Genomic DNA, 18,189 nt, shown 5'->3' with positions numbered 1-18,189 from the left:
GCCCAGCAGCCCCCCGGGAGTCCGTCGTGAACGACCGTCGCCGCGTGTCCCGCACCGGCCACCGCAGCGCGCTGGCCACCCTGGCCCGTCTGCCCCGCCCCGCCACCGTGCCGTCGCCCGCGCAGGAGCGGCCGGCGCCCGCTCCGGAGCCACCGCTCCGCACCTCCAAGATCATGGACAACGCCGTCTACGCGGCCGGACGCCGGATCGCCACCCCCGACTCGGCGGCCGAGAGCCACGAGTGGCTGACCGAGGGCTTCGACGACCGCATGGTCTGGCTCGGGCTCTACCGCCCCCAGCCGGCCGAGCTGGGGGAGCTGGCCGAGCAGTACGAGCTGCCCGACCTGGCCGTCGAGGACGCGATCCAGGCCCACCAGCGGCCCAAGTTCGAGCGGTACGGCGACACGCTGTTCGTCGTCCTCAAGGCCGCCCGGTACGTCGACTCCGCCGAGGAGGTGGAGTTCGGCGAGCTGCACCTGTTCCTCGGCAAGGACTTCGTGGTCACCGTCCGGCACAGCGAGTCGCCCGACCTGGCCCGGGTGCGCCGGCGGCTGGAGAGCACCCCGGAGCTGCTGGCCCGGGGGAGCGAGGCGGTGCTCTACGCGATCCTCGACGCCGTCGTCGACGGGTACGCCCCGGTGGTCACCGGGCTGGAGAACGACATCGACGAGATCGAGGCCGAGGTGTTCCGCGGCGATCCGCAGGTGTCCCGGCGCATCTACGAGCTGTCCCAGGAGGTCGTGGACTTCCAGCGCGCCTGCCAGCCGCTGACCGGGATCCTCGCCGCGATCACCGCCGGGTTCGAGAAGTACGGCGTCGACGAGGAGCTGCGCGGCTACCTGCGGGACGTCGCCGACCACGTCACCCAGGTGAACGAGCGGATCGAGGGCTTCCGGCTGCAGCTGCGCGACATCCTGACGGTGAACGCGACGCTGGTGGCGCAGCGGCAGAACGACGAGATCCGCGAGCTCACCGTCACCAGCATCGCCCAGGGCGAGGAGGTCAAGAAGATCTCCGCGTGGGCCGCCATCCTCTTCGCGCCCAGCCTCGTCGGCGGGGTGTACGGCATGAACTTCGAGAACATGCCGGAGACCGACTGGGAGTTCGGCTACCCGATGGCGCTGGTGCTGATGGTCATGGTCAGCGCGGCGCTCTACCTGGTGTTCAAGCGACGGGACTGGATCTGAGATGGCCGACGTGCTGAACGCCGCTCCGCCGGAGCGGCTGGAGACCGACGGCGTCGTGCTGCGGGCGATGACGGCGGCGGACTGGACGCTGGAGCAGGCGCTGTCCCGCGACCCGGAGATCATCCGGTGGACGACCCACCCGCCGGACCTGGACGAGGCGACCGCCCGGCAGCGGATGGCGGACGTGGCCGACCGGGCCCGTCGGCGGCTGGGCCAGCGGTACGCGGTGTGCCCGCTCGAGGGCGAGGCCGTGGGCGAGGCGGTCGGGATGGCGGCGCTGACCGTGGAGCGCTCGCCCGAGCCGTCGGTCGGGTACGCGCTGCTGCCGGCCGGGCGGGGGCGCGGGCTGGCCGCGGCGTCGGTGCGGCTGATGACCGACTGGCTGCTGTCGGTGGGCCACCCGCGCGTCCAGCTGGGGATGCTGCCGGACAACGAGGCCAGCGCCGCCGTCGCCGCCCGGGCCGGCTACCACGACCTCGGGATCGAGTCCGCACCGCGACCGGACGGGTCGGTGGCCCAGGTGCGCTGGTGGGAGCGCTGCGCCTGACCGCCGGGCCGGCCCGCGGGGACGGCGCCGGGGCGGCGGGAACATCCCGGCGGTGGCACCCGTTACTCTGGACGTACAACTACACAGGGGGGCGATTGGTCTCGACTGCGGTCGTTTGACCAGGGGAAGCGAGCCGAGGAAGGCAACGATGATCTCGTTAACCATCCGTTGCAAAAAACACAAGCGCCGATTCCAATCAGCGCGACTTCGCTCTCGCTGCCTGACGGCAGCTAGGCGAGTCTGTCAGCCCGGGTTCGTCATCGGCCCGGATCCTGGCATCAGCTAGATGACTCACCGCACGCATCGGTCGCGGTTGCGTGTGGGACACCAAACAGCGACTGGGCCCGTCATCCCGACTCGTTCGTGAGATCGGGAGGGCCGAGCAGAGGCAGAGCGAACTGCGCTCGGAGAAGCCCTGGTGATGCGTCGCAGGACGCGGGTTCGATTCCCGCCGCCTCCACCCCCCGCACCACCACGAACCGCCCCGGACCCCACGGTCCGGGGCGGTTCGTCGTCTCGTGCACTTGCCCGGCACCACTCCTGCAGCCGAGGCGCCCGAGTCCTGAGATCCTCTCTCCGACGGCGCGACGTCGGCCGGTGCGCCCTGGGCGTGCCGGCTCGGTGGACCAGGACACAGGAGGGCGCATGAGCACGACCGAGGGGCGAGCCGCGGGGCAGCCCGATCAGGAGCGCCGCCGGGGCGGGTTCAGCTCCAGGCGCGTCTTCATCCTGGCGGCGATCGGGTCGGCGGTCGGGCTCGGCAACATCTGGCGGTTCCCCTACGTCGCCTACGAGAACGGCGGTGGCGCCTTCCTGCTGCCCTACCTGGTCGCGCTGCTGACCGCCGGCATCCCCTTCCTGCTGCTCGACTACGCGATCGGCCACCGCCACCGCGGCTCCGCACCGCTCTCCTTCGCCCGGCTGCGCCGCGGCACCGAGGGGCTCGGCTGGTGGCAGGTGGGCATCTGCTTCGTCATCGCCGTCTACTACGCCGCGGTCATCGCGTGGGCGCTGCGCTACACCTTCTTCTCCCTCGACCTGGCCTGGGGCGCCGATCCCGAGGCATTCTTCTTCGGCGAGTTCCTCCAGGCCGGTGACGTCGCGGTCACCGCCGACGTGGTGCCCGGGGTGCTCGTGCCCCTCGCGCTGGTCTGGCTGGCCGTCCTGGTGATCATGGGCCTCGGCGTCCAGCGGGGGATCGGCGTGACCTCGCTGGTCTTCATCCCGGTGCTGGTGCTCGCCTTCGTCGCCCTCGTCGTGCAGGCGCTGCTGCTGCCGGGCGCCGGGGCGGGGCTCGACGCGCTCTTCGCACCCGACTGGTCGGCGCTCATCTCGGCGCCGGTCTGGGCTGCCGCGTTCGGCCAGATCTTCTTCTCGCTGTCGGTCGGCTTCGGCATCATGATCACCTACGCCTCCTACGTCCACCGCCGCGAGGACATGGTCGGCTCCGGCCTGGTCGTGGGCTTCTCGAACTCCGGGTTCGAGCTGCTCGCCGGCATCGGGGTGTTCGCCGCCCTGGGCTTCATGGCCCAGGCCACCGGCGTCGCGGTCGACGAGGTCGCCAGCGGTGGGATCGGGCTGGCCTTCATCGCCTTCCCGGCGATCATCAGCGAGGCCCCGGCCGGCGCCCTCCTCGGCGTCCTCTTCTTCGGGGCGCTGGTCATCGCCGGCATCACCTCGCTGATCAGCGTGATCGAGGTGGTGATCTCCGCGGTCCGCGACAAGCTCGACACCGGCCGGCTGACCGCGACCCTGGCGGTCGGCGTCCCCGCCGCGGTGCTGAGCCTGGTGCTCTTCAGCACGACGAGCGGCATCTACGTGCTCGACGTCGTCGACCACTTCGTCAACCAGTACGGCATCCTCGTCGTGGCGCTGGTGAGCATGCTGGTCGTCGCCTGGGTGCTGCGGGCCCTGCCCGGCCTCGGCGCCCACCTCAACGTCCACGGCCGCCCCCGGGTCGGCACCGGCTGGCGGCTGCTGACGAGCGTCGTCGCCCCGGCGGGCCTGGCCGTCGTGCTCGTCCTCGGGCTGCGGGCCGACCTCACCGCGCCCTACGAGGACTACCCCGACTGGCTCCTGCTGGTCCTGGGCTGGGCGCTGGTGGTGGCGCTGCCGCTCGTCGGCTTCCTCGTCGCCCGGCTGCCGTGGCGCGCCGGGACCCACCTGGACGGACCGCCACCGGGGTCCGATCCGGCGGAGCCGCTGCACGCGTCCCGCGGGACGGACCAGACCCCCCGCAACCGCCCGGTGACCGGGCCCGACGAGGAAGGCCGGCCATGAGCACCGACGCGATCGTGATGATGGTGGTGGCGATGGTCGTGATCTGGGGCGGTCTCGCCCTGGCCATCGCCAGCCTGCTGCGCCACGGCGCCGTCGAGGACCGCACCGAGGGCCCGCACCGGGACCTCTGACCTCTGTCGCTGTCGACCGTCCGCCACGCACGGTAACCGGCTGCCGGATCGGCCTCTTCGGCACGAGCGCGGTCCCCGGGGAGGCACGCGGTCGCAACCTGCGGTTAAGCTGCCGGTCCTTCGACCAATGGCGGATGTTCGCTCGCTGTTCACACACGACACCCCGTGTCGTGCTGGCGTCCGCCGGCACTGGGAGTGACATGTCGACCAGCCTCAGCAGCCCGGCCCGGCGGTCGCCGGCGGTCCGGCGACCGGTGCACGCGACCGTGGCCGGGATCGACCGGGACGCCGTCGACGACGGGCTGCCCCGCCCGCTCGCGCGCGCCGTCGCCTGGACCCCGGTGGTCGGGATCGGCGTGGCGGTCGTCCTCCTCGCGGTCGCTCGCCCGCTCTACTACACGGTGCTGCGCGAGGACAACCTCGTCGAGTGGCTGCAGTTCGCCGTCTGCCTGCTCGCCGCGGTCCTCGCCGTTGCGGCGGCCGCACGGTTGGCCGGCCGGCGCGAGCTGCTGCCGGCCGCGCTGCTGCTCGCCGTGGCGCTCGGTGCCTTCCTGCTGGCCGGCGAGGAGATCTCCTGGGGGCAGCGGGTCTTCGCGTTCACCACCCCCCAGGAGCTGGCCGCGGTGAACCAGCAGGCGGAGGTGAACGTCCACAACGTCCGGGTGGCCGGTGAGTTCAGCCTCCAGGCCGTGTTCAAGGCGGTGTCCTGGCTCATCGGCGTCGTGGGGCTGGCGCTGGCCCTGCTGGTGCGCGGGCCCCGGCCGCTGCTGCACGGCCCGTTCTGGGCGCGGGTGACCCCGCCGCTGTGCGCCGTGCCCGGCTTCCTCGGCATGGCGCTGTACTGGCCGGTCGCGCTGGTCCTCCCCGTGGTGCCGCCGCTGACCCGCTTCCAGGAGTGGGTGGAGTTCGGGTTGCACCTGGCGATCGCCGTCACCGTGCTGTGCGTCTACCTGCGATCGGCGCGGCCGGCCGACGCCGCGGGCCCGGGGCATCACCGGCGGACGTGGGCGCTCCCGGTGGTGACGCTGGCGGTCGTCGTCGTCCTGACGATCGTCTTCGCCGCGCTGACCGCCCACCACGGGATCGTGCCGATCAACGCCCGTACCTGACCGGCTCTGCCGGCGGCCCCGGGGTCGGTGCGTGGGTGCGCTGCCGGCGCGGGTAGGACGGGCGGCATGGAGTTCCGACACCTGGGCCGCAGCGGCCTGAAGATCAGCGAGATCACCTACGGCAACTGGATCACCCACGGCGGGCAGGTGGAGGCCGACGCCGCGAATGCGTGCGTGCACGCCGCCCTCGACGCCGGCATCACCACCTTCGACACCGCCGACGGCTACGCCGGGGGACGGGCCGAGGAGGTGCTGGGCGCGGCGCTGGCCGGGGAGCGGCGCAGCGGCATCGAGATCTTCAGCAAGGTCTACTGGCCGACGGGCGAGGGCGCGAACGACCGCGGTCTGTCGCGCAAGCACGTGCTGGAGTCGATCGACGGCTCGCTGCGGCGGCTGGGCACCGACTACCTCGACCTCTACCAGGCGCACCGCTACGACTACGAGACGCCGCTGGAGGAGACGATGCAGGCCTTCGCCGACATCGTCCGCAGCGGCAAGGCCCTCTACATCGGCGTCTCCGAGTGGCGGGCCGAGGAGATCCGCGCGGCCAAGGTCCTCGCCGACGAGCTGCGCGTCCCGCTGGTCTCCAACCAGCCGCAGTACTCGGCGCTCTACCGGGTGCCCGAGGCCGAGGTGATGCCCACCTGCCGCGAGCTGGGGCTCAGCCAGATCGTGTTCTCCCCGATCGGGCAGGGCATCCTCACCGGCAAGTACCAGCCGGGCCAGCCGCCGCCGTCCGGGTCACGGGCCACCGACGAGAAGGGCGGCGGCGCGAACTTCATCTCCCGGTGGATGACCGACGACGTCCTCACCCGGGTGCAGGAGCTGCGCCCGATCGCCGACGACCTCGGCCTGTCGATGGCGGCGCTGGCGGTGGCGTGGGTGCTGTCGGAGGAGAACGTCGCCGCGGCGATCATCGGTGCCAGCCGGCCCGAGCAGGTGCGGGACAACGTGCAGGCCTCCGGCGTCCGGCTGGAGGCCGACGTCAAGGCCCGGATCGACGAGGTGCTGGCGCCGGTCGCGGTCACCGACCCGGCGCTGACCCAGAGCCCGAACCCGCGCCCCTGATGACGCGCCCCTGACGACCCGCGCCTGACGCACGGGTCCCCGCCCCGGCCCGGGGCGGGGACCCCCGCTCAGCCGCCCACGGGCGCGCAGGCGAGCGCTTCGGTGTCCTCCCCGTCGGCACCGACGGCGTGCACCAGCAGCGCCGTCCCGTCCTCGGCCAGCAGGGTGTCCAGGTCGACGTTCGCGACCACCGAGCTGACCTCGCCGGTGCCGTCGTCGCCGACGACGAGCTGGGGCAGCTCGACGCCGGGCAGCGCCGCGCCGACCCCGGTCCAGTCGCCGATGAGGGTGGGGTCGTCGGGGGTGGCCGGCGCGTCGCAGTCGGCGGTCTCGTGCAGCGACAGCGGGTGCTCGCCGGGCGGCAGGCCGGTGGCCTCCACCGTCACCTCCATGCCGGTCTCCGCGTCGCTGAACGTCACCCGGCCGGCGCTGCTGCCCTCGGGGTCGACCAGGTAGGCGCTCTCCTCGACCGGGACCGTCGGGTTGCCCTCGACCTCGCCGTCCTCGGAGGTGAAGGTGCCACCGGGCCCCGTGGGGTTGTCACCGCAGGCAGCGAGCAGCAGGAGGGCGGTGGCGGCCGGGACGAGGTACCTGCGCGGCACGGGGAACTCCTCGGGGGTGCGACAGTCGGGACGTCCCGGTGGTGCCCGGCCGATCTGCCCGCGCACCCTGCCGGCCCGCTTTCGTCACCGGAATGTCACCGGCCGACGCCGTCAGCTGGGTCGCTGCTGCGGCTGCGGCGTCGTCGCCGGGCCGTGGCCGTGCGCCGGCCGGTGACCGGCCACCCGCTGGTGCTGGGCTGCCTGGTGGGCGGCCCGCTGCGTCGGGGTGATCCGGGGCAGCTCGCTGGTCAGCCACCGCACCGGACGTCGCTGCGCCGGCCGGCGCGCGGCCAGGAAGTCCAGCGCGATCGCCGCCGTCCACGACTGGTCCCGGCTGCCCAGCGTCTCGCCGGTGATCGGCTCGTAGTACTCCGCGAAGTCGCAGTCGATGAGCTGGGACAGCCCGGCCAGCCGCAGCTGGTTGGCCGCCTCCTGCTCGCCGGAGCGGTTCAGCGCCCACGCCATCAGCCAGTTCAGCACCGGCCACTGCGGCCCGCGCCAGTAGGTGCGCTCGCGGAAGGCGGCCGACGCCGGGGACACCGAGGGCACCACCGGCCAGCGCAGTCGCGAGTGCCCGCACCACCGCGGACCCAGCAGCAGGTCGCGCTGCCGGCGGGTGACCCCCTCGTCGCCGCCGCACAGCAGCGGGGCGAAGCCGGCGGCGCTCTCCACCTCCAGCCAGTGGCCGGTGCGCAGGTCCAGGTCGCGGGCCAGCCCGCTGTCCGGGCTCACCGACCGCAGCACCCCGGTGCGGAACCGCCGGGCGATCGCCCGCGACTGCTCCACGCCGCCGGCCGAGCCGCCGCCGATGCCCAGCTCCTCGCCCATGTCGGCGAGCAGGTCGCTGGCGGCGGCCAGCAGCGCCGACACCAGCACGTCGCCGACGACGAAGTCGCCGGTCGAGCGGTAGGCGGCGTCGTCGTAGCGGACCCGGACCTTCTGCTCCAGCAGCCACAGGTAGCGGGCGTACTCGGCGTCCGAGGGGCGCTGCGACGGGTCGGCGACGTGCGCGAGGTCGGCGCGCACGAACGGCGGCATGTCCGGCTGCGGGTGCACGTTGGCGTAGGGCGCGTCCCAGCGCGGCGAGTCGTCCATCCCGGACTCCCAGCCGTGGTGGATCTCCACCAGCCCGTAGCTGTACGGGTCGCGGGCGGTGGCCAGGTACTGGTGCCAGGCCAGCCACTGGTCGAACGTCTCCCGGACGAAGTCCTCGGCCAGCTGCTGGTCGGTGCCGCCGCGGCGCCGGGCGTCGTGCAGGATCCGGGACAGCGCGATGACGTGGATCGGCGGCTGGCAGATGCCCGAGGTGAGCACGTTGGCCGGGCGGGCGGCGGCCAGCTGGGTGCGCCAGCGCTCGGGACCGGGGAAGTAGTCGCTGGGCTGGTGGAACAGGATGTGCGGGATCATCCCGGTCGCCCACTGCCCGGACAGCAGCGTGCGCAGCTCGTCCAGCGCCCGGGGCACCGACACGGTGGCGATGCCCAGGGCGACGAAGCCGGCGTCCCAGCTCCACATGTGCGGGTAGAGGGTGGGGGAGGCGACCGTGAACCGGCCACGGTCGTTGGCCCGGAGGACGTAGCCGGCCCGCCCCGCCATCAGGCCGACCTCCACCGCACTGGGCTGCGACACGGTCATCTGCGGTCCCGCTCCTCTCGCCGGTCGGTGCGATCCTTCCCCGCCGGGGCGGGGATCGCGCCGCTGTTCACGCAGAAGTCACGAACGAGTCGTTGACCGCTCCGTCCGGGGCGAGTTGCCCCGGTTCCCCCACCAGGGTGCCTGGGCGAGCGCGGGGACGGGCACCCCGGCCAGCACGAGCACCTCGGCCGGCAGCCGGGTGCGGCGCCGTGCCCCGCCCGGGTGAGCCGAGCCCGCCGCCGCTCGCCCCCGTCGCCCGGGCCGGGGCAGGCTGGCTCGCGTCGGCGAACGGTCCACGGACGGGCTGCTGCCGCGACCAGGAAGAGGAGTCGGTGACGGCAGCGACCAGCGACCTCCCCGGTGTGCGTGCGGCGGTGGCTCCGGAGGGCGGCTGGGCGGCGGCGCTGGCCACCGTGCTCGCCGACCCGGCGCAACCGCGGCTGGTGTTCCAGCCCATCGTCGACCTGCGTCGCGGCGTCGTCGCCGGCTACGAGGCGCTCTCCCGCTTCGACGCCGCCCCCGGGATCGGCCCGGACCGCTGGTTCGCGGTGGCCGACGAGCTCGGGCTCGGCGCCGACCTGGAGGGCAAGGTCGTCGCCGCCGCGCTGCGCGCCCGCGAGGACCTGCCCGCGGGCTGCTTCCTGTCGGTGAACGTCAGCCCCCACCTGCTCACCGCTCCGGCGGTCGCCGACGTGCTGCTGGCCGCCCCCGACCTGGGACGGCTGGTGCTGGAGCTGACCGAGCACGTGCCCTTCGACGACCACGAGCGCCTCACCGGGCTGCTCGCCCGGCTGCGCGCGGCCGGGGCCGCGGTCGCGCTGGACGACGCCGGCTCCGGCTACTCCGGGCTGCAGCAGCTCGCGCTGCTGCGCCCGCAGTTCGTCAAGCTGGACCGGACGCTGGTCGACCACGCCGACCGGGACGAGGCGAAGCTCGCCCTGGCCGAGCTGCTGGGCACCTACGCGGGTCGGCTGGACGCCTGGTTGCTGGTGGAGGGGATCGAACGGCCCGAGGAGCTCGCGGCGTTCGTCCGGCTCGGGGTGCCGCTCGCCCAGGGCTACCTGCTCGCCCGGCCCGCCCCCGGCTGGTCGGCGCTGGACCCGGCCGTCGCCGAGCTGCTGCAGACGTTGGTCGCGCGCGCCGGCCAGGCCGACGCGGTCGGCTCGCTGGTCGAGACGGTGCCCGCGGTGACCGTCGGCGACCTGGCCGGTGACCCGGCGGGGGAGCTGGCGGTGGACCTGACCGGTGCGCGGGAGTGGTTCGCCGCCGACGCCGGGCTGGACGTCGTCGTCACCGTCGACGCCGCCGGCTGCCCCACCCACCTCGTGCGGCCGTCCCTGCGCGACGGCGACCCCACCGGTGAGCTCCAGGTCGTGCCGGTCAGCCTGCGGGTGCGACCGGCCGCCTCGGTGGTGGAGGTCGCCACCCGGGCGATGACGCGGGTGGCCGCCCGGCGCTTCGACCCGGTGCTCTGCGTGGACGACGGTGGCCGGCTGCTCGGCCTGGTCCGACCCGAACGGATGACGCTGCGGCTGGCCGCGCTCCAGGGTGGGGCGTCCGCGGTCGACGTCCCCTGAGCAACACCGGCGCCGCACGGCTGCGGCCGAGAGATCATGGAGGAACCCGGTGAAGGAGTTCGACTGCGCCGACGTCGTCCCCGGTTGCGGAGCCAGCTTCCGCGCCCCGACGTTCGCGGAGCTGATCGCGCACGGACGCGTGCACGCCGAGCACGGTCACGGCAAGGGAGCCGCGGACATGCCCGAGGTCGACGCCGCCGTGGGGCGCGCCATCCGCGACGTCGGCTGAACCCGGGCCGCTAGGCCGAGCTGCCGTCGGGCCCGCGGTGGGCCTTGACGACGACGAGGACGTCCTCGCTCTGCAGGGTGCCGATCAGCGGGTCGTCGAAGCGCAGCGTGCGGCCGCCCCGGGTCACCGAGAGCACCACGTCGCGCAGCTGACGGGGGCCCAGGCCCACCTCGGGGTGGGTCACCGTGCGCTGCTGCAGGTCCAGCCCGCGGCCGCTGGTCAGCAGGTCCTCGACCGCGGCCACCACCCGGGGCTGGTCGGTGGCCAGGCCGAGCAGCCGGCCCGACGTCGCCGCGGTGGTGATCACCGTGTCGGCGCCGGACTGGCGCAGCAGGCTGGCGTTCTCCTCCTCGCGGACGGAGGCGGTGATCGGCACCGTGGGGTTCAGCTGCCGCACCGTGAGCGTGATCAGCACCGAGGCGTCGTCCCGGTGCGCGGCGACGACGACCGCGCGGGCCTTCTCCACCGCCGCGCGGCGCAGCACCTCGGTGCGCCCGGCGTCACCGAGGATGCCGGTCAGGCCGGCCTCCGTCGCCTCCTCGATCATCCGGGCGTCGGTGTCGACCACCACGATGTGGTCGGGGTCGGTGCCGGTGGTCAGCAGGGCGCGGATGGCGCTGCGGCCCTTGGTGCCGTAACCGCAGACGACGACGTGCTGGCGCACGCGGGACCTCCAACGTCGGAGCCGGAACTCCTCCCGGGAGCGCGTGGTGAGCGCCTCCAGGGTCGTTCCGATGAGGATGATCAGGAAGAGCACGCGAAGCGGCGTGATGACGACGACGTTGACCAGCCGCGCCCGGTCGGTGAGCGGCGCGATGTCGCCGTAGCCGGTCGTGGAGAGCGACACCGTCGTGTAGTAGAAGGAGTCCAGCAGCGACACCTCGCCGTCGACGTCGTCGTAGCCGTCGCGGCCCAGGTAGACGATCGCCACCGTGCCAAGCAGCACGAGGGTGGCGGCGAGCAGCCGTCGCACCACCTGGCGGGACGGCGGCTCCTCGGCGTGGGGGAGCTGGACGCCGGTGTGCTCGCCGGAGTTCAGCACGGCGCCGACGTCTTCCTGGTCACCGGGGGGACGATAGCGACCGCAGGTCGCCCGCACTGCTCAGGCGGGGTGCCCGTCGTCGCGTGGCGGCGGGGACGGGTCGGCGCCGGGCTCCCGGCCGAGGTGATCGAGCACCCGCTGGAGCAGCCCGTGCAGGGTGGCCGCCTCGGCCTCGGTGAGGCCCAGGGCGTCCGGCCGGCCCAGCTCCCCGAGCACCGGCCCGGCGGCGGCCAGGGCGGCGTGCCCGGCGTCGGTGAGCCGCACGTCGATCCGCTGGCCCCGGCGGACCTCCTCCTGGCGCTCGATCCAGCCGGCGTCGGCCAGGCTGCGCAGCAGCGCGCTCATGCTCTGCGGGGTCAGCTGGAGCCGGCGCGCCAGCTCGGCGGAGGTGAGCACCCGGTCCCGGGCCAGGTGCACCAGCACGAAGAAGGTGTGCGTGCGGAGCCCGACCCGGGCCAGCTGCCGGGCGAACAGGCCGCTGACGACCGCACCGGCCCGGGCCAGCGCGTAGGCGGGGATGCCGGCGGGGTCCCGGTCCACCCAACCGGGGACGCGGGGGAGCGGGCCGTCTCCCTCCGGTGGGTGCTCCATGGGAGGAGACCGTAGGTGGCCCGGCTGGACGCGACCGTGGTGCGCGGCGCCCACACCCCGGCGCTGGTCGCCGCGGCCGGCGCGCTGCACCGGTGGCGGCCGCCGCGGCGGGGGCGGCGCCGGGCAGGATGGCCGGATGACTGAGCAGCGCAGGGCCCTGGTCCTCGGTGGCGGCGGCATCACCGGCATCGCCTGGACGACCGGCGTGCTCACCGGCCTCGCCGACGCCGGCATCGACCTGACCGACGCCGACCTGGTGGTCGGCACCTCCGCGGGCTCGGTGGTCAGCACCCAGCTGCGCAGCGGCGTGCCCGTCGCCGAGCTGTTCGAGCGTGAGGTGGCCCCGCCGCGGCCGGGGCCGACCGCCCGGCTGGGGCGGCGCACGCTCGCCCGCTACGGCCTGGCGATGCTGGTCGCCCGCCGGGACGACGCCGCCTTCCGCCGCCGGGTGGGGGCGCTGGCCGTGGCCGCGGCCGACGCCGGGGCCACCCCGTCGGAGGAGGACTGGCGGCAGATGATCGCCGCCCGGCTGCCCGGCACGGAGTGGCCGGACCGGCCGCTCCTGCTCACCGCGGTCGATGCGGAGAGCGGGGAGTTCCGCACGTTCACCCGCGGGTCGGGCGTGGAGCTGCTCGCGGCGGTGGCGGCCAGCTGCGCCGTCCCCGGGGTCTACCCACCGGTCACCATCGACGGACGCCGCTACGTCGACGGCGGGATGCGGTCGGCGGCCAACGCCGACCTGGCCACCGGCTGCGACCGGGTCGTCGTGATCGCCCCGGTCGTGAAGGGCATCGGGCCGGTGGCCGGGGTCGACGCGCAGGTCACCGGGATGGTCAGCCGGGTCGCCGTCGTCGCGCCGGACCAGGGCAGCCGGACGGCGATCGGCAAGAACGTGCTCGACCAGGCGGCCCGCCCGGCGTCCGCGCGGGCCGGTCGGGTCCAGGCCGCCGCGGTCGCCGCGGAGGTCGCCGAGGCCTGGCAGTGAGGACGGCGTCCGGCACCGGCTGAACTGTCACCGGGGGCCAGCGCTGGGTGACCGGCTCGCGGGGTGTGCGCGTGGCTTCACCGGCTGTTCCGCCGGGGTTGGCGCGGCTGCCGGGGCTCCCCGCTGGGATCGGGCGGCGGGCCGGCGGCGACGGTCGCCACCGGAGCCCGCAGGAGCACCCATGCGCACTGCCATCCGGCTGCCGGCCACCGTGGTCCTGGCCCTGGTCGCCGTCCTGATGTCCCTGGCTGCCCCCGTCCCCCTCGTCGCGACCGCCGCCGCGGGCGGCGGGGACCACGACCACGACCACGGCGCCGAGGAGCTGCTGGTCATCGGGCACCGGGGTGCCTCCGGCCACCGCCCCGAGCACACCCTGGCCGCCTACCAGCTGGCCGCCCGGATGGGTGCCGACTACATCGAGTGCGATGTGGTCAGCACCGCCGACGCCGTGCTGGTGTGCCGGCACGAGAACGAGATCTCCGGCACCACCGACGTGGCCGACCACCCGGAGTTCGCCGACCGGCGGACGACGAAGACGGTCGACGGCGTCGAGCTGACCGGCTGGTTCACCGAGGACTCTACCCTGGCCGAGCTGAGGACGCTGCGCGCCGTCGAGCGGCTGCCCGAGGTGCGGGAGGAGAACACGCTGTACGACGGCTTGTTCGCGGTGCCGACCCTGGACGAGTTCCTGGAGCTGCGCGCGGAGCTCAGCCGCGAGCTGCGCCGGGAGGTGGGGGCCTACATCGAGACCAAGCACCCCACCTACTTCGACGGGATCGGGCTCTCGCTGGAGGAGCCGCTGGTGGCCGACCTGGACGAGGCGCACCTGGACCGTCGCCGGTCGCCGGTCTTCCTGCAGTCGTTCGAGACGGCGAACCTGCGCGAGCTCGACGCCGCCGGGGTGCGGGTGCCGCTGGTCCAGCTGCTGTCGGCCACCGGCGCACCGGCCGACCTGGTTGCCGCCGGTGACCCGCGCGGCTACGCCGACCTGTCGACCGCCGAGGGGCTGGCCGGGATCGCCGAGTACGCCGACGGCGTGGGCCCGGAGAAGAACCAGGTCATCCCGCGCCAGGAGGACGGGACGCTCGGCGAGCCGACCGGGTTCGTCGAGGACGCGCACGCGGTGGACCTGCTGGTGCACCCGTACACGTTCCGCAACGAGAACACCTTCCTGCCGGCCGAGCTGCAGGAGGGGGAGGACCCGGCGGCCTACGGCCGGGCGATCGAGGAGCAGCTGCTGTTCTGGGCGGCCGGGGTGGACGGCCTGTTCACCGACAACCCGGACACCGGGGTGCTGACCCGGGAGCTGTTCCGGACCGGGGCCGGTTCGGCGGCCGCCTGAGCCACCTGGACGCCGGTCCCGGTGCTCCGGGACCGGCGTTCAGCGCTCGTTCAGGTGGCGTAGCAGGGTCTCGCCGATGTCGCGCATCGCGACGACCTGGGCGGGGGAGAGCTGGTCGAACAGGTGCGCCCGCACGCCCTCGACGTGCACCGGCGCGGCGGTCTGCAGGGCGGCGAAGCCCTCCTCGGTGAGGACGGCGAGCTGACCGCGGCCGTCCTCGGCGCAGACCTGGCGGCGCACCCAGCCGCGCTCCTCGAGGCGGGAGACGGCGTGCGAGAGCCGGCTGCGGGAGGACAGGCAGCGCTGGGCGAGCTCGCTCATCCGGAGCTGCCGGCCCTCGGTCTCCGACAGCTGCACCATGATCTCGTAGTAGGCGTGCGAGATGCCGGTCTCCCGGGTGAGCTCGCGGTCCAGCCGGTCCTCCAGCAGCATCCAGCTGTACATGTAGGCCCGCCAGGCGCGCTGCTCGTCGGGGTCGAGCCAGCGGGGGGCCGGGGGGTCGGCCTGGGCGGCGCCCGGGGTCGACGGACGCTGGGGGGACACGTCGGTGCTCACCCCCCGAGGGTACTAGCGGAATACTCAAGCTCTCAACTACGCTGACTCCCGACGACATCGTCAAGCGCTCAACCAGTTGGAGGGTCACCATGGCCAGCACCACCCAGATCCCCGGTTACGTCGTCGGCACGTGGGACATCGACGCGTCCCACTCGACCGTCGGCTTCGCCGTCCGCCACATGATGGTCAGCAAGGTCCGCGGCTACTTCCGCGAGTTCTCCGGCGTCATCACCACCGCCGAGGACCCGTCGCAGTCGACCGTCACCGCCACCGTCGACATGGACTCGATCGACACCCGGCAGGAGCAGCGCGACGCCCACATCAAGTCGGCCGACTTCTTCGACGTCGGCAACCACACCGTGATGGAGTTCCGCTCCACCGGTGTGCGCAACAAGGGCGAGGACTGGGTCGTCGAGGGCGACCTGACCATCAAGGGCATCACCAAGCCGGTCACCCTGGACCTGGAGCTCAACGGCTTCGGCCCCGACGCCTACGGCGGCACCCGCGCCGGCTTCTCCGGCAAGACCTCCATCTCCCGCAAGGAGTTCGGCGTCGACATCGACATGCCGATGGACGGCGGCGGCGTCGTCGTCGGCGACAAGATCGAGGTCGAGCTCGAGATCGAGGGCGTGCTCCGCACCGCCTGATGAAGGACCTCCCTCCTCCCCGCCACTCGCAGGCTCGCGGCGGGTCCCTGGAGGAAGGCCGACCGCTGGGTGCGTCCCACCGCAGCGGCACCATCCGTTGACGAGGGTCCCGGGCACCGCCCGGGACCCTCGTCGTCTCCGCAGTCGAGGCCGCCGCGCGGGGGTGGAGCTGCTGGGACACTGGACGGCATGTCGACCTCCGCTCTCGCCCGCGTGCAGACCCGACTCCCCTCCGCCGTCCTCGCCGCGCTGGGTCTCGCCGCCGGCTTCGGCATCGCGCAGGGCACCGGCGTGCGGGCGCTGGGCGGGATCGTCTTCGCCGCGGGCGGGCTCGGCGCCGCCTGGCTCTGGTACCGCCGCCGCGGCGCCGCCGTCTCGGCCGGCCTGGCCGTCGCCTACGTGGCGGCGTTCGTGCTCGCCCACGTGCTGGCCCTCGGGGTCGGCTGGCCGGCCTGGCTGGCCGTCGGGCTGGTCACCGTGCTGGTCGCGGCGCTGTCCTGGGTGGTCGCCGACCGGCCCGCGTCCTCCGTCTGAGTGCAGGGCCGGCCCGACGACCTGGGACGGCCCCGGTCCAGCGGCTCGTCCCGAGCCTGCGAGGGATGAGGGGGACCGGGGTCCTTCATCTACCATGGGAAGGTCTCTGCCGCACTCGCGGTTGAGTCCTGATGTGCGCGCCGCTGCGCGCAGACTCCCGCGACCCCCTGAGGTGCCTCTCCGCATGCCCACCCGCAACGACCTGCGCAACGTGGCGATCATCGCCCACGTCGACCACGGCAAGACCACCCTGGTCGACGCCCTGCTCCGACAGGCCGGTGCACTGGGCCGGGCCAAGGGCGAGGGCACCGACAACGACTCCACCCAGGACCGGGTCATGGACTCGATGGACCTGGAGCGCGAGCGCGGGATCACCATCCTCGCCAAGAACACCGCGATCCACCTGCACGACGACGACGGCAACCCCGTCGTCGTCAACATCGTCGACACCCCCGGCCACGCCGACTTCGGTGGTGAGGTCGAGCGCGCGCTGTCCATGGTCGACGGCGTCGTCCTGCTCGTCGACGCCTCCGAGGGCCCGCTGCCGCAGACCCGCTTCGTGCTCCGCAAGGCCCTGGCCAAGGGGATGCCGGTCATCCTCGCGGTGAACAAGACCGACCGGCAGGACGCCCGCATCGAGGAGGTCGTCGACGAGACCTACGAGCTGTTCATGGAGCTGCTCGAGGACGCCGGCCTGCCCGCGGAGACCCTCGAGTTCCCGATCGTCTACTGCAACGGCCGCACCGGCCAGGCCTCGCTGAACAAGCCGGAGAACGGCACCGTCCCGGACAGCCCGGACCTCGGCCCGCTGGTCAAGACCCTGCTCGACACCGTGCCGGCGCCGGAGTACGACGCCGAGGAGCCGCTGCGCGCGCAGGTCACCAACCTCGACGCCTCCCCGTTCCTCGGCCGGCTCGCGCTGCTGCGCATCCACTCCGGCGAGATGAAGCGCGGCCAGCAGGTCGCCTGGTGCAAGGCCGACGGCACCATCACCAGGACGAAGATCACCGAGCTGCTGGTCACCGAGGGCCTCACCCGCACCCCGGCCGACAGCGCCGGCCCCGGCGACCTGATCGCGATCGCCGGCATCGAGGAGATCATGATCGGCGACACCCTCGCCGACCCGAACGACCCGCGCCCGCTGCCGGCGATCACCGTCGACGAGCCGTCGATCTCGATCACCATCGGCATCAACACCTCGCCGATCTCGGGCAAGTCGGGCAAGAAGCTCACCGCCCGGCTGATCAAGAACCGCCTCGACCAGGAGCTCGTCGGCAACGTCTCGGTGCGCATGCTGCCCACCGAGCGCCCCGACACCTGGGAGATGCAGGGCCGTGGCGAGCTGGCGCTGGCCATCCTCGTCGAGCAGCTGCGCCGCGAGGAGTTCGAGCTCACCGTCGGCCGCCCGCAGGTGGTCACCAAGGAGATCGACGGCAAGCTCCACGAGCCGGTCGAGCGGGTCACGATCGACACCCCGGGTGACTACGTCGGCACCCTGACCCAGGCGCTGGCCGTCCGGCGCGGGCGGCTGGAGAACCTGGTGCACCACGACACCGGCTGGGCGCGGATGGAGTACATCGTCCCCTCGCGTGGCCTGATCGGGTTCCGCACCGAGTTCCTCACCGAGACCCGCGGCACCGGCGTGCTGAACCACAACCTCGAGGGCTACGAGCCGTGGCTGGGCGACATGCGCGCCCGCCCGACCGGCTCGCTGGTCGCCGACCGCACCGGTGTGGCGACGACGTACTCGATGTTCTCGCTGCAGGAGCGCGGCCAGATGATGGTCGAGCCGGGCACCGAGGTCTACGAGGGCATGATCGTCGGTGAGAACTCCCGTCCGGACGACATGGACGTGAACATCACCAAGGAGAAGAAGCTCACCAACATGCGCAAGTCCACCTCCGAGGAGCTGGAGCGGCTCATCCCGCCGCGGCTGCTCAACCTGGAGCAGGCACTGGAGTTCTGTGCCGAGGACGAGTGCGTGGAGGTCACCCCGGGCGCCGTGCGGGTGCGCAAGGTCGAGCTCGACCAGACCATCCGCGGCCGGTCCAAGAACCGGAAGCCCAAGCCCTGATCGGCTGAACCCGAACCGACCGACGCCGTCGTCCCCACCTCGGGGGCGGCGGCG

Annotated in this window: 19 protein-coding genes and 1 other RNA gene; 15 read left to right on the top strand and 5 right to left on the bottom strand. The window is 73.6% G+C overall.

Going from position 1 to position 18,189, the window contains the following annotated elements; genetic code table 11:
- The first annotated feature begins 44 nt into the window (after nucleotides 1-44).
- The 7 genes from corA (at nucleotide 45) to ACI79U_RS05770 (ending at nucleotide 6,322) form a co-directional block, all read left to right on the top strand.
- Nucleotides 45-1,187, top strand: a complete 1,143-nt coding sequence (corA, locus tag ACI79U_RS05800; RefSeq protein WP_457066179.1) for a magnesium/cobalt transporter CorA — start codon at nucleotides 45-47, stop codon at nucleotides 1,185-1,187.
- A gap of 1 nt (nucleotide 1,188) precedes the next feature.
- A complete protein-coding gene (locus ACI79U_RS05795; protein WP_457066181.1) occupies nucleotides 1,189-1,734 on the top strand; it encodes a GNAT family N-acetyltransferase in 546 nt (181 codons plus the stop codon).
- 87 nt (nucleotides 1,735-1,821) lie between these two features.
- Nucleotides 1,822-2,197: a transfer-messenger RNA gene (gene ssrA / locus ACI79U_RS05790) on the top strand.
- Between the two features lie 182 nt (nucleotides 2,198-2,379).
- A complete protein-coding gene (locus ACI79U_RS05785) occupies nucleotides 2,380-4,014 on the top strand; it encodes a sodium-dependent transporter (RefSeq protein ID WP_457066183.1) in 1,635 nt (544 codons plus the stop codon).
- Nucleotides 4,011-4,145, top strand: a complete 135-nt coding sequence (locus ACI79U_RS05780; protein WP_457066185.1) for a methionine/alanine import family NSS transporter small subunit — start codon at nucleotides 4,011-4,013, stop codon at nucleotides 4,143-4,145. Before ACI79U_RS05785 ends, ACI79U_RS05780 begins: the two co-directional genes overlap by 4 nt.
- A gap of 200 nt (nucleotides 4,146-4,345) precedes the next feature.
- Nucleotides 4,346-5,254, top strand: a complete 909-nt coding sequence (locus ACI79U_RS05775) for a hypothetical protein (RefSeq protein WP_457066187.1) — start codon at nucleotides 4,346-4,348, stop codon at nucleotides 5,252-5,254.
- Nucleotides 5,255-5,320: 66 nt separating this feature from the next.
- The gene (locus ACI79U_RS05770; RefSeq protein ID WP_457066189.1) at nucleotides 5,321-6,322 is read left to right on the top strand and encodes an aldo/keto reductase family protein; all 1,002 of its coding nucleotides are present in this window, start codon (nucleotides 5,321-5,323) and stop codon (nucleotides 6,320-6,322) included.
- A gap of 68 nt (nucleotides 6,323-6,390) precedes the next feature.
- On the opposite strand, the gene ACI79U_RS05765 is transcribed toward ACI79U_RS05770, so the two are convergent.
- Both ACI79U_RS05765 and ggh read right to left on the bottom strand, forming a co-directional pair.
- Nucleotides 6,391-6,924: a superoxide dismutase family protein gene (locus ACI79U_RS05765; RefSeq protein ID WP_457066191.1), complete on the bottom strand. Its 534-nt coding sequence runs from the start codon at nucleotides 6,922-6,924 to the stop codon at nucleotides 6,391-6,393.
- Between the two features lie 111 nt (nucleotides 6,925-7,035).
- On the bottom strand, nucleotides 7,036-8,559 hold the full coding sequence (ggh, locus tag ACI79U_RS05760; protein ID WP_457066193.1) for a glucosylglycerate hydrolase: 1,524 nt from the start codon (nucleotides 8,557-8,559) through the stop codon (nucleotides 7,036-7,038).
- 332 nt (nucleotides 8,560-8,891) lie between these two features.
- On the opposite strand from ggh, the gene ACI79U_RS05755 reads away from it, so the two are divergent.
- Together ACI79U_RS05755 and ACI79U_RS05750 are read left to right on the top strand one after the other, a co-directional pair.
- Complete coding sequence (locus tag ACI79U_RS05755; protein ID WP_457066195.1) at nucleotides 8,892-10,136, top strand: EAL domain-containing protein; 1,245 nt, start codon at nucleotides 8,892-8,894, stop codon at nucleotides 10,134-10,136.
- A gap of 49 nt (nucleotides 10,137-10,185) precedes the next feature.
- The gene (locus ACI79U_RS05750) at nucleotides 10,186-10,365 is read left to right on the top strand and encodes a DUF1059 domain-containing protein (RefSeq protein WP_457066197.1); all 180 of its coding nucleotides are present in this window, start codon (nucleotides 10,186-10,188) and stop codon (nucleotides 10,363-10,365) included.
- A 10-nt stretch (nucleotides 10,366-10,375) separates the two neighbouring features.
- On the opposite strand, the gene ACI79U_RS05745 is transcribed toward ACI79U_RS05750, so the two are convergent.
- On the bottom strand, nucleotides 10,376-11,407 hold the full coding sequence (locus ACI79U_RS05745; protein WP_457066199.1) for a potassium channel family protein: 1,032 nt from the start codon (nucleotides 11,405-11,407) through the stop codon (nucleotides 10,376-10,378).
- 60 nt (nucleotides 11,408-11,467) lie between these two features.
- Nucleotides 11,468-11,998: a MarR family winged helix-turn-helix transcriptional regulator gene (locus ACI79U_RS05740; protein WP_457066201.1), complete on the bottom strand. Its 531-nt coding sequence runs from the start codon at nucleotides 11,996-11,998 to the stop codon at nucleotides 11,468-11,470.
- Between the two features lie 15 nt (nucleotides 11,999-12,013).
- Here ACI79U_RS05740 and ACI79U_RS05735 point away from each other — a divergent pair, with 15 nt between their 5' ends.
- The 3 genes from ACI79U_RS05735 (at nucleotide 12,014) to ACI79U_RS05725 (ending at nucleotide 14,325) form a co-directional block, all read left to right on the top strand.
- Complete coding sequence (locus tag ACI79U_RS05735; protein WP_457066203.1) at nucleotides 12,014-12,142, top strand: hypothetical protein; 129 nt, start codon at nucleotides 12,014-12,016, stop codon at nucleotides 12,140-12,142.
- On the top strand, nucleotides 12,135-12,983 hold the full coding sequence (locus ACI79U_RS05730) for a patatin-like phospholipase family protein (protein WP_457066205.1): 849 nt from the start codon (nucleotides 12,135-12,137) through the stop codon (nucleotides 12,981-12,983). Before ACI79U_RS05735 ends, ACI79U_RS05730 begins: the two co-directional genes overlap by 8 nt.
- A 181-nt stretch (nucleotides 12,984-13,164) precedes the next feature.
- Complete coding sequence (locus ACI79U_RS05725; RefSeq protein WP_457066207.1) at nucleotides 13,165-14,325, top strand: glycerophosphodiester phosphodiesterase; 1,161 nt, start codon at nucleotides 13,165-13,167, stop codon at nucleotides 14,323-14,325.
- Nucleotides 14,326-14,364: 39 nt separating this feature from the next.
- Here the strand turns inward: ACI79U_RS05725 and ACI79U_RS05720 are convergent, their stop codons facing one another.
- Nucleotides 14,365-14,880: a MarR family winged helix-turn-helix transcriptional regulator gene (locus tag ACI79U_RS05720; protein WP_457066208.1), complete on the bottom strand. Its 516-nt coding sequence runs from the start codon at nucleotides 14,878-14,880 to the stop codon at nucleotides 14,365-14,367.
- An 89-nt stretch (nucleotides 14,881-14,969) separates the two neighbouring features.
- Between ACI79U_RS05720 and ACI79U_RS05715 the strand changes: the two genes are divergently transcribed.
- The 3 genes from ACI79U_RS05715 (at nucleotide 14,970) to typA (ending at nucleotide 18,135) form a co-directional block, all read left to right on the top strand.
- Entirely contained in the window at nucleotides 14,970-15,527 is a 558-nt protein-coding gene (locus ACI79U_RS05715) for a YceI family protein (protein WP_457066210.1), read from the top strand.
- A gap of 189 nt (nucleotides 15,528-15,716) precedes the next feature.
- On the top strand, nucleotides 15,717-16,061 hold the full coding sequence (locus ACI79U_RS05710) for a hypothetical protein (protein WP_457066212.1): 345 nt from the start codon (nucleotides 15,717-15,719) through the stop codon (nucleotides 16,059-16,061).
- Between the two features lie 184 nt (nucleotides 16,062-16,245).
- The gene (gene typA, locus ACI79U_RS05705) at nucleotides 16,246-18,135 is read left to right on the top strand and encodes a translational GTPase TypA (protein WP_457066214.1); all 1,890 of its coding nucleotides are present in this window, start codon (nucleotides 16,246-16,248) and stop codon (nucleotides 18,133-18,135) included.
- Nucleotides 18,136-18,189 lie beyond the last annotated feature (54 nt).

Source organism: Modestobacter sp. SYSU DS0904, assembly GCF_054051115.1.
This window is presented reverse-complemented; position numbering and strand designations above follow the sequence as displayed.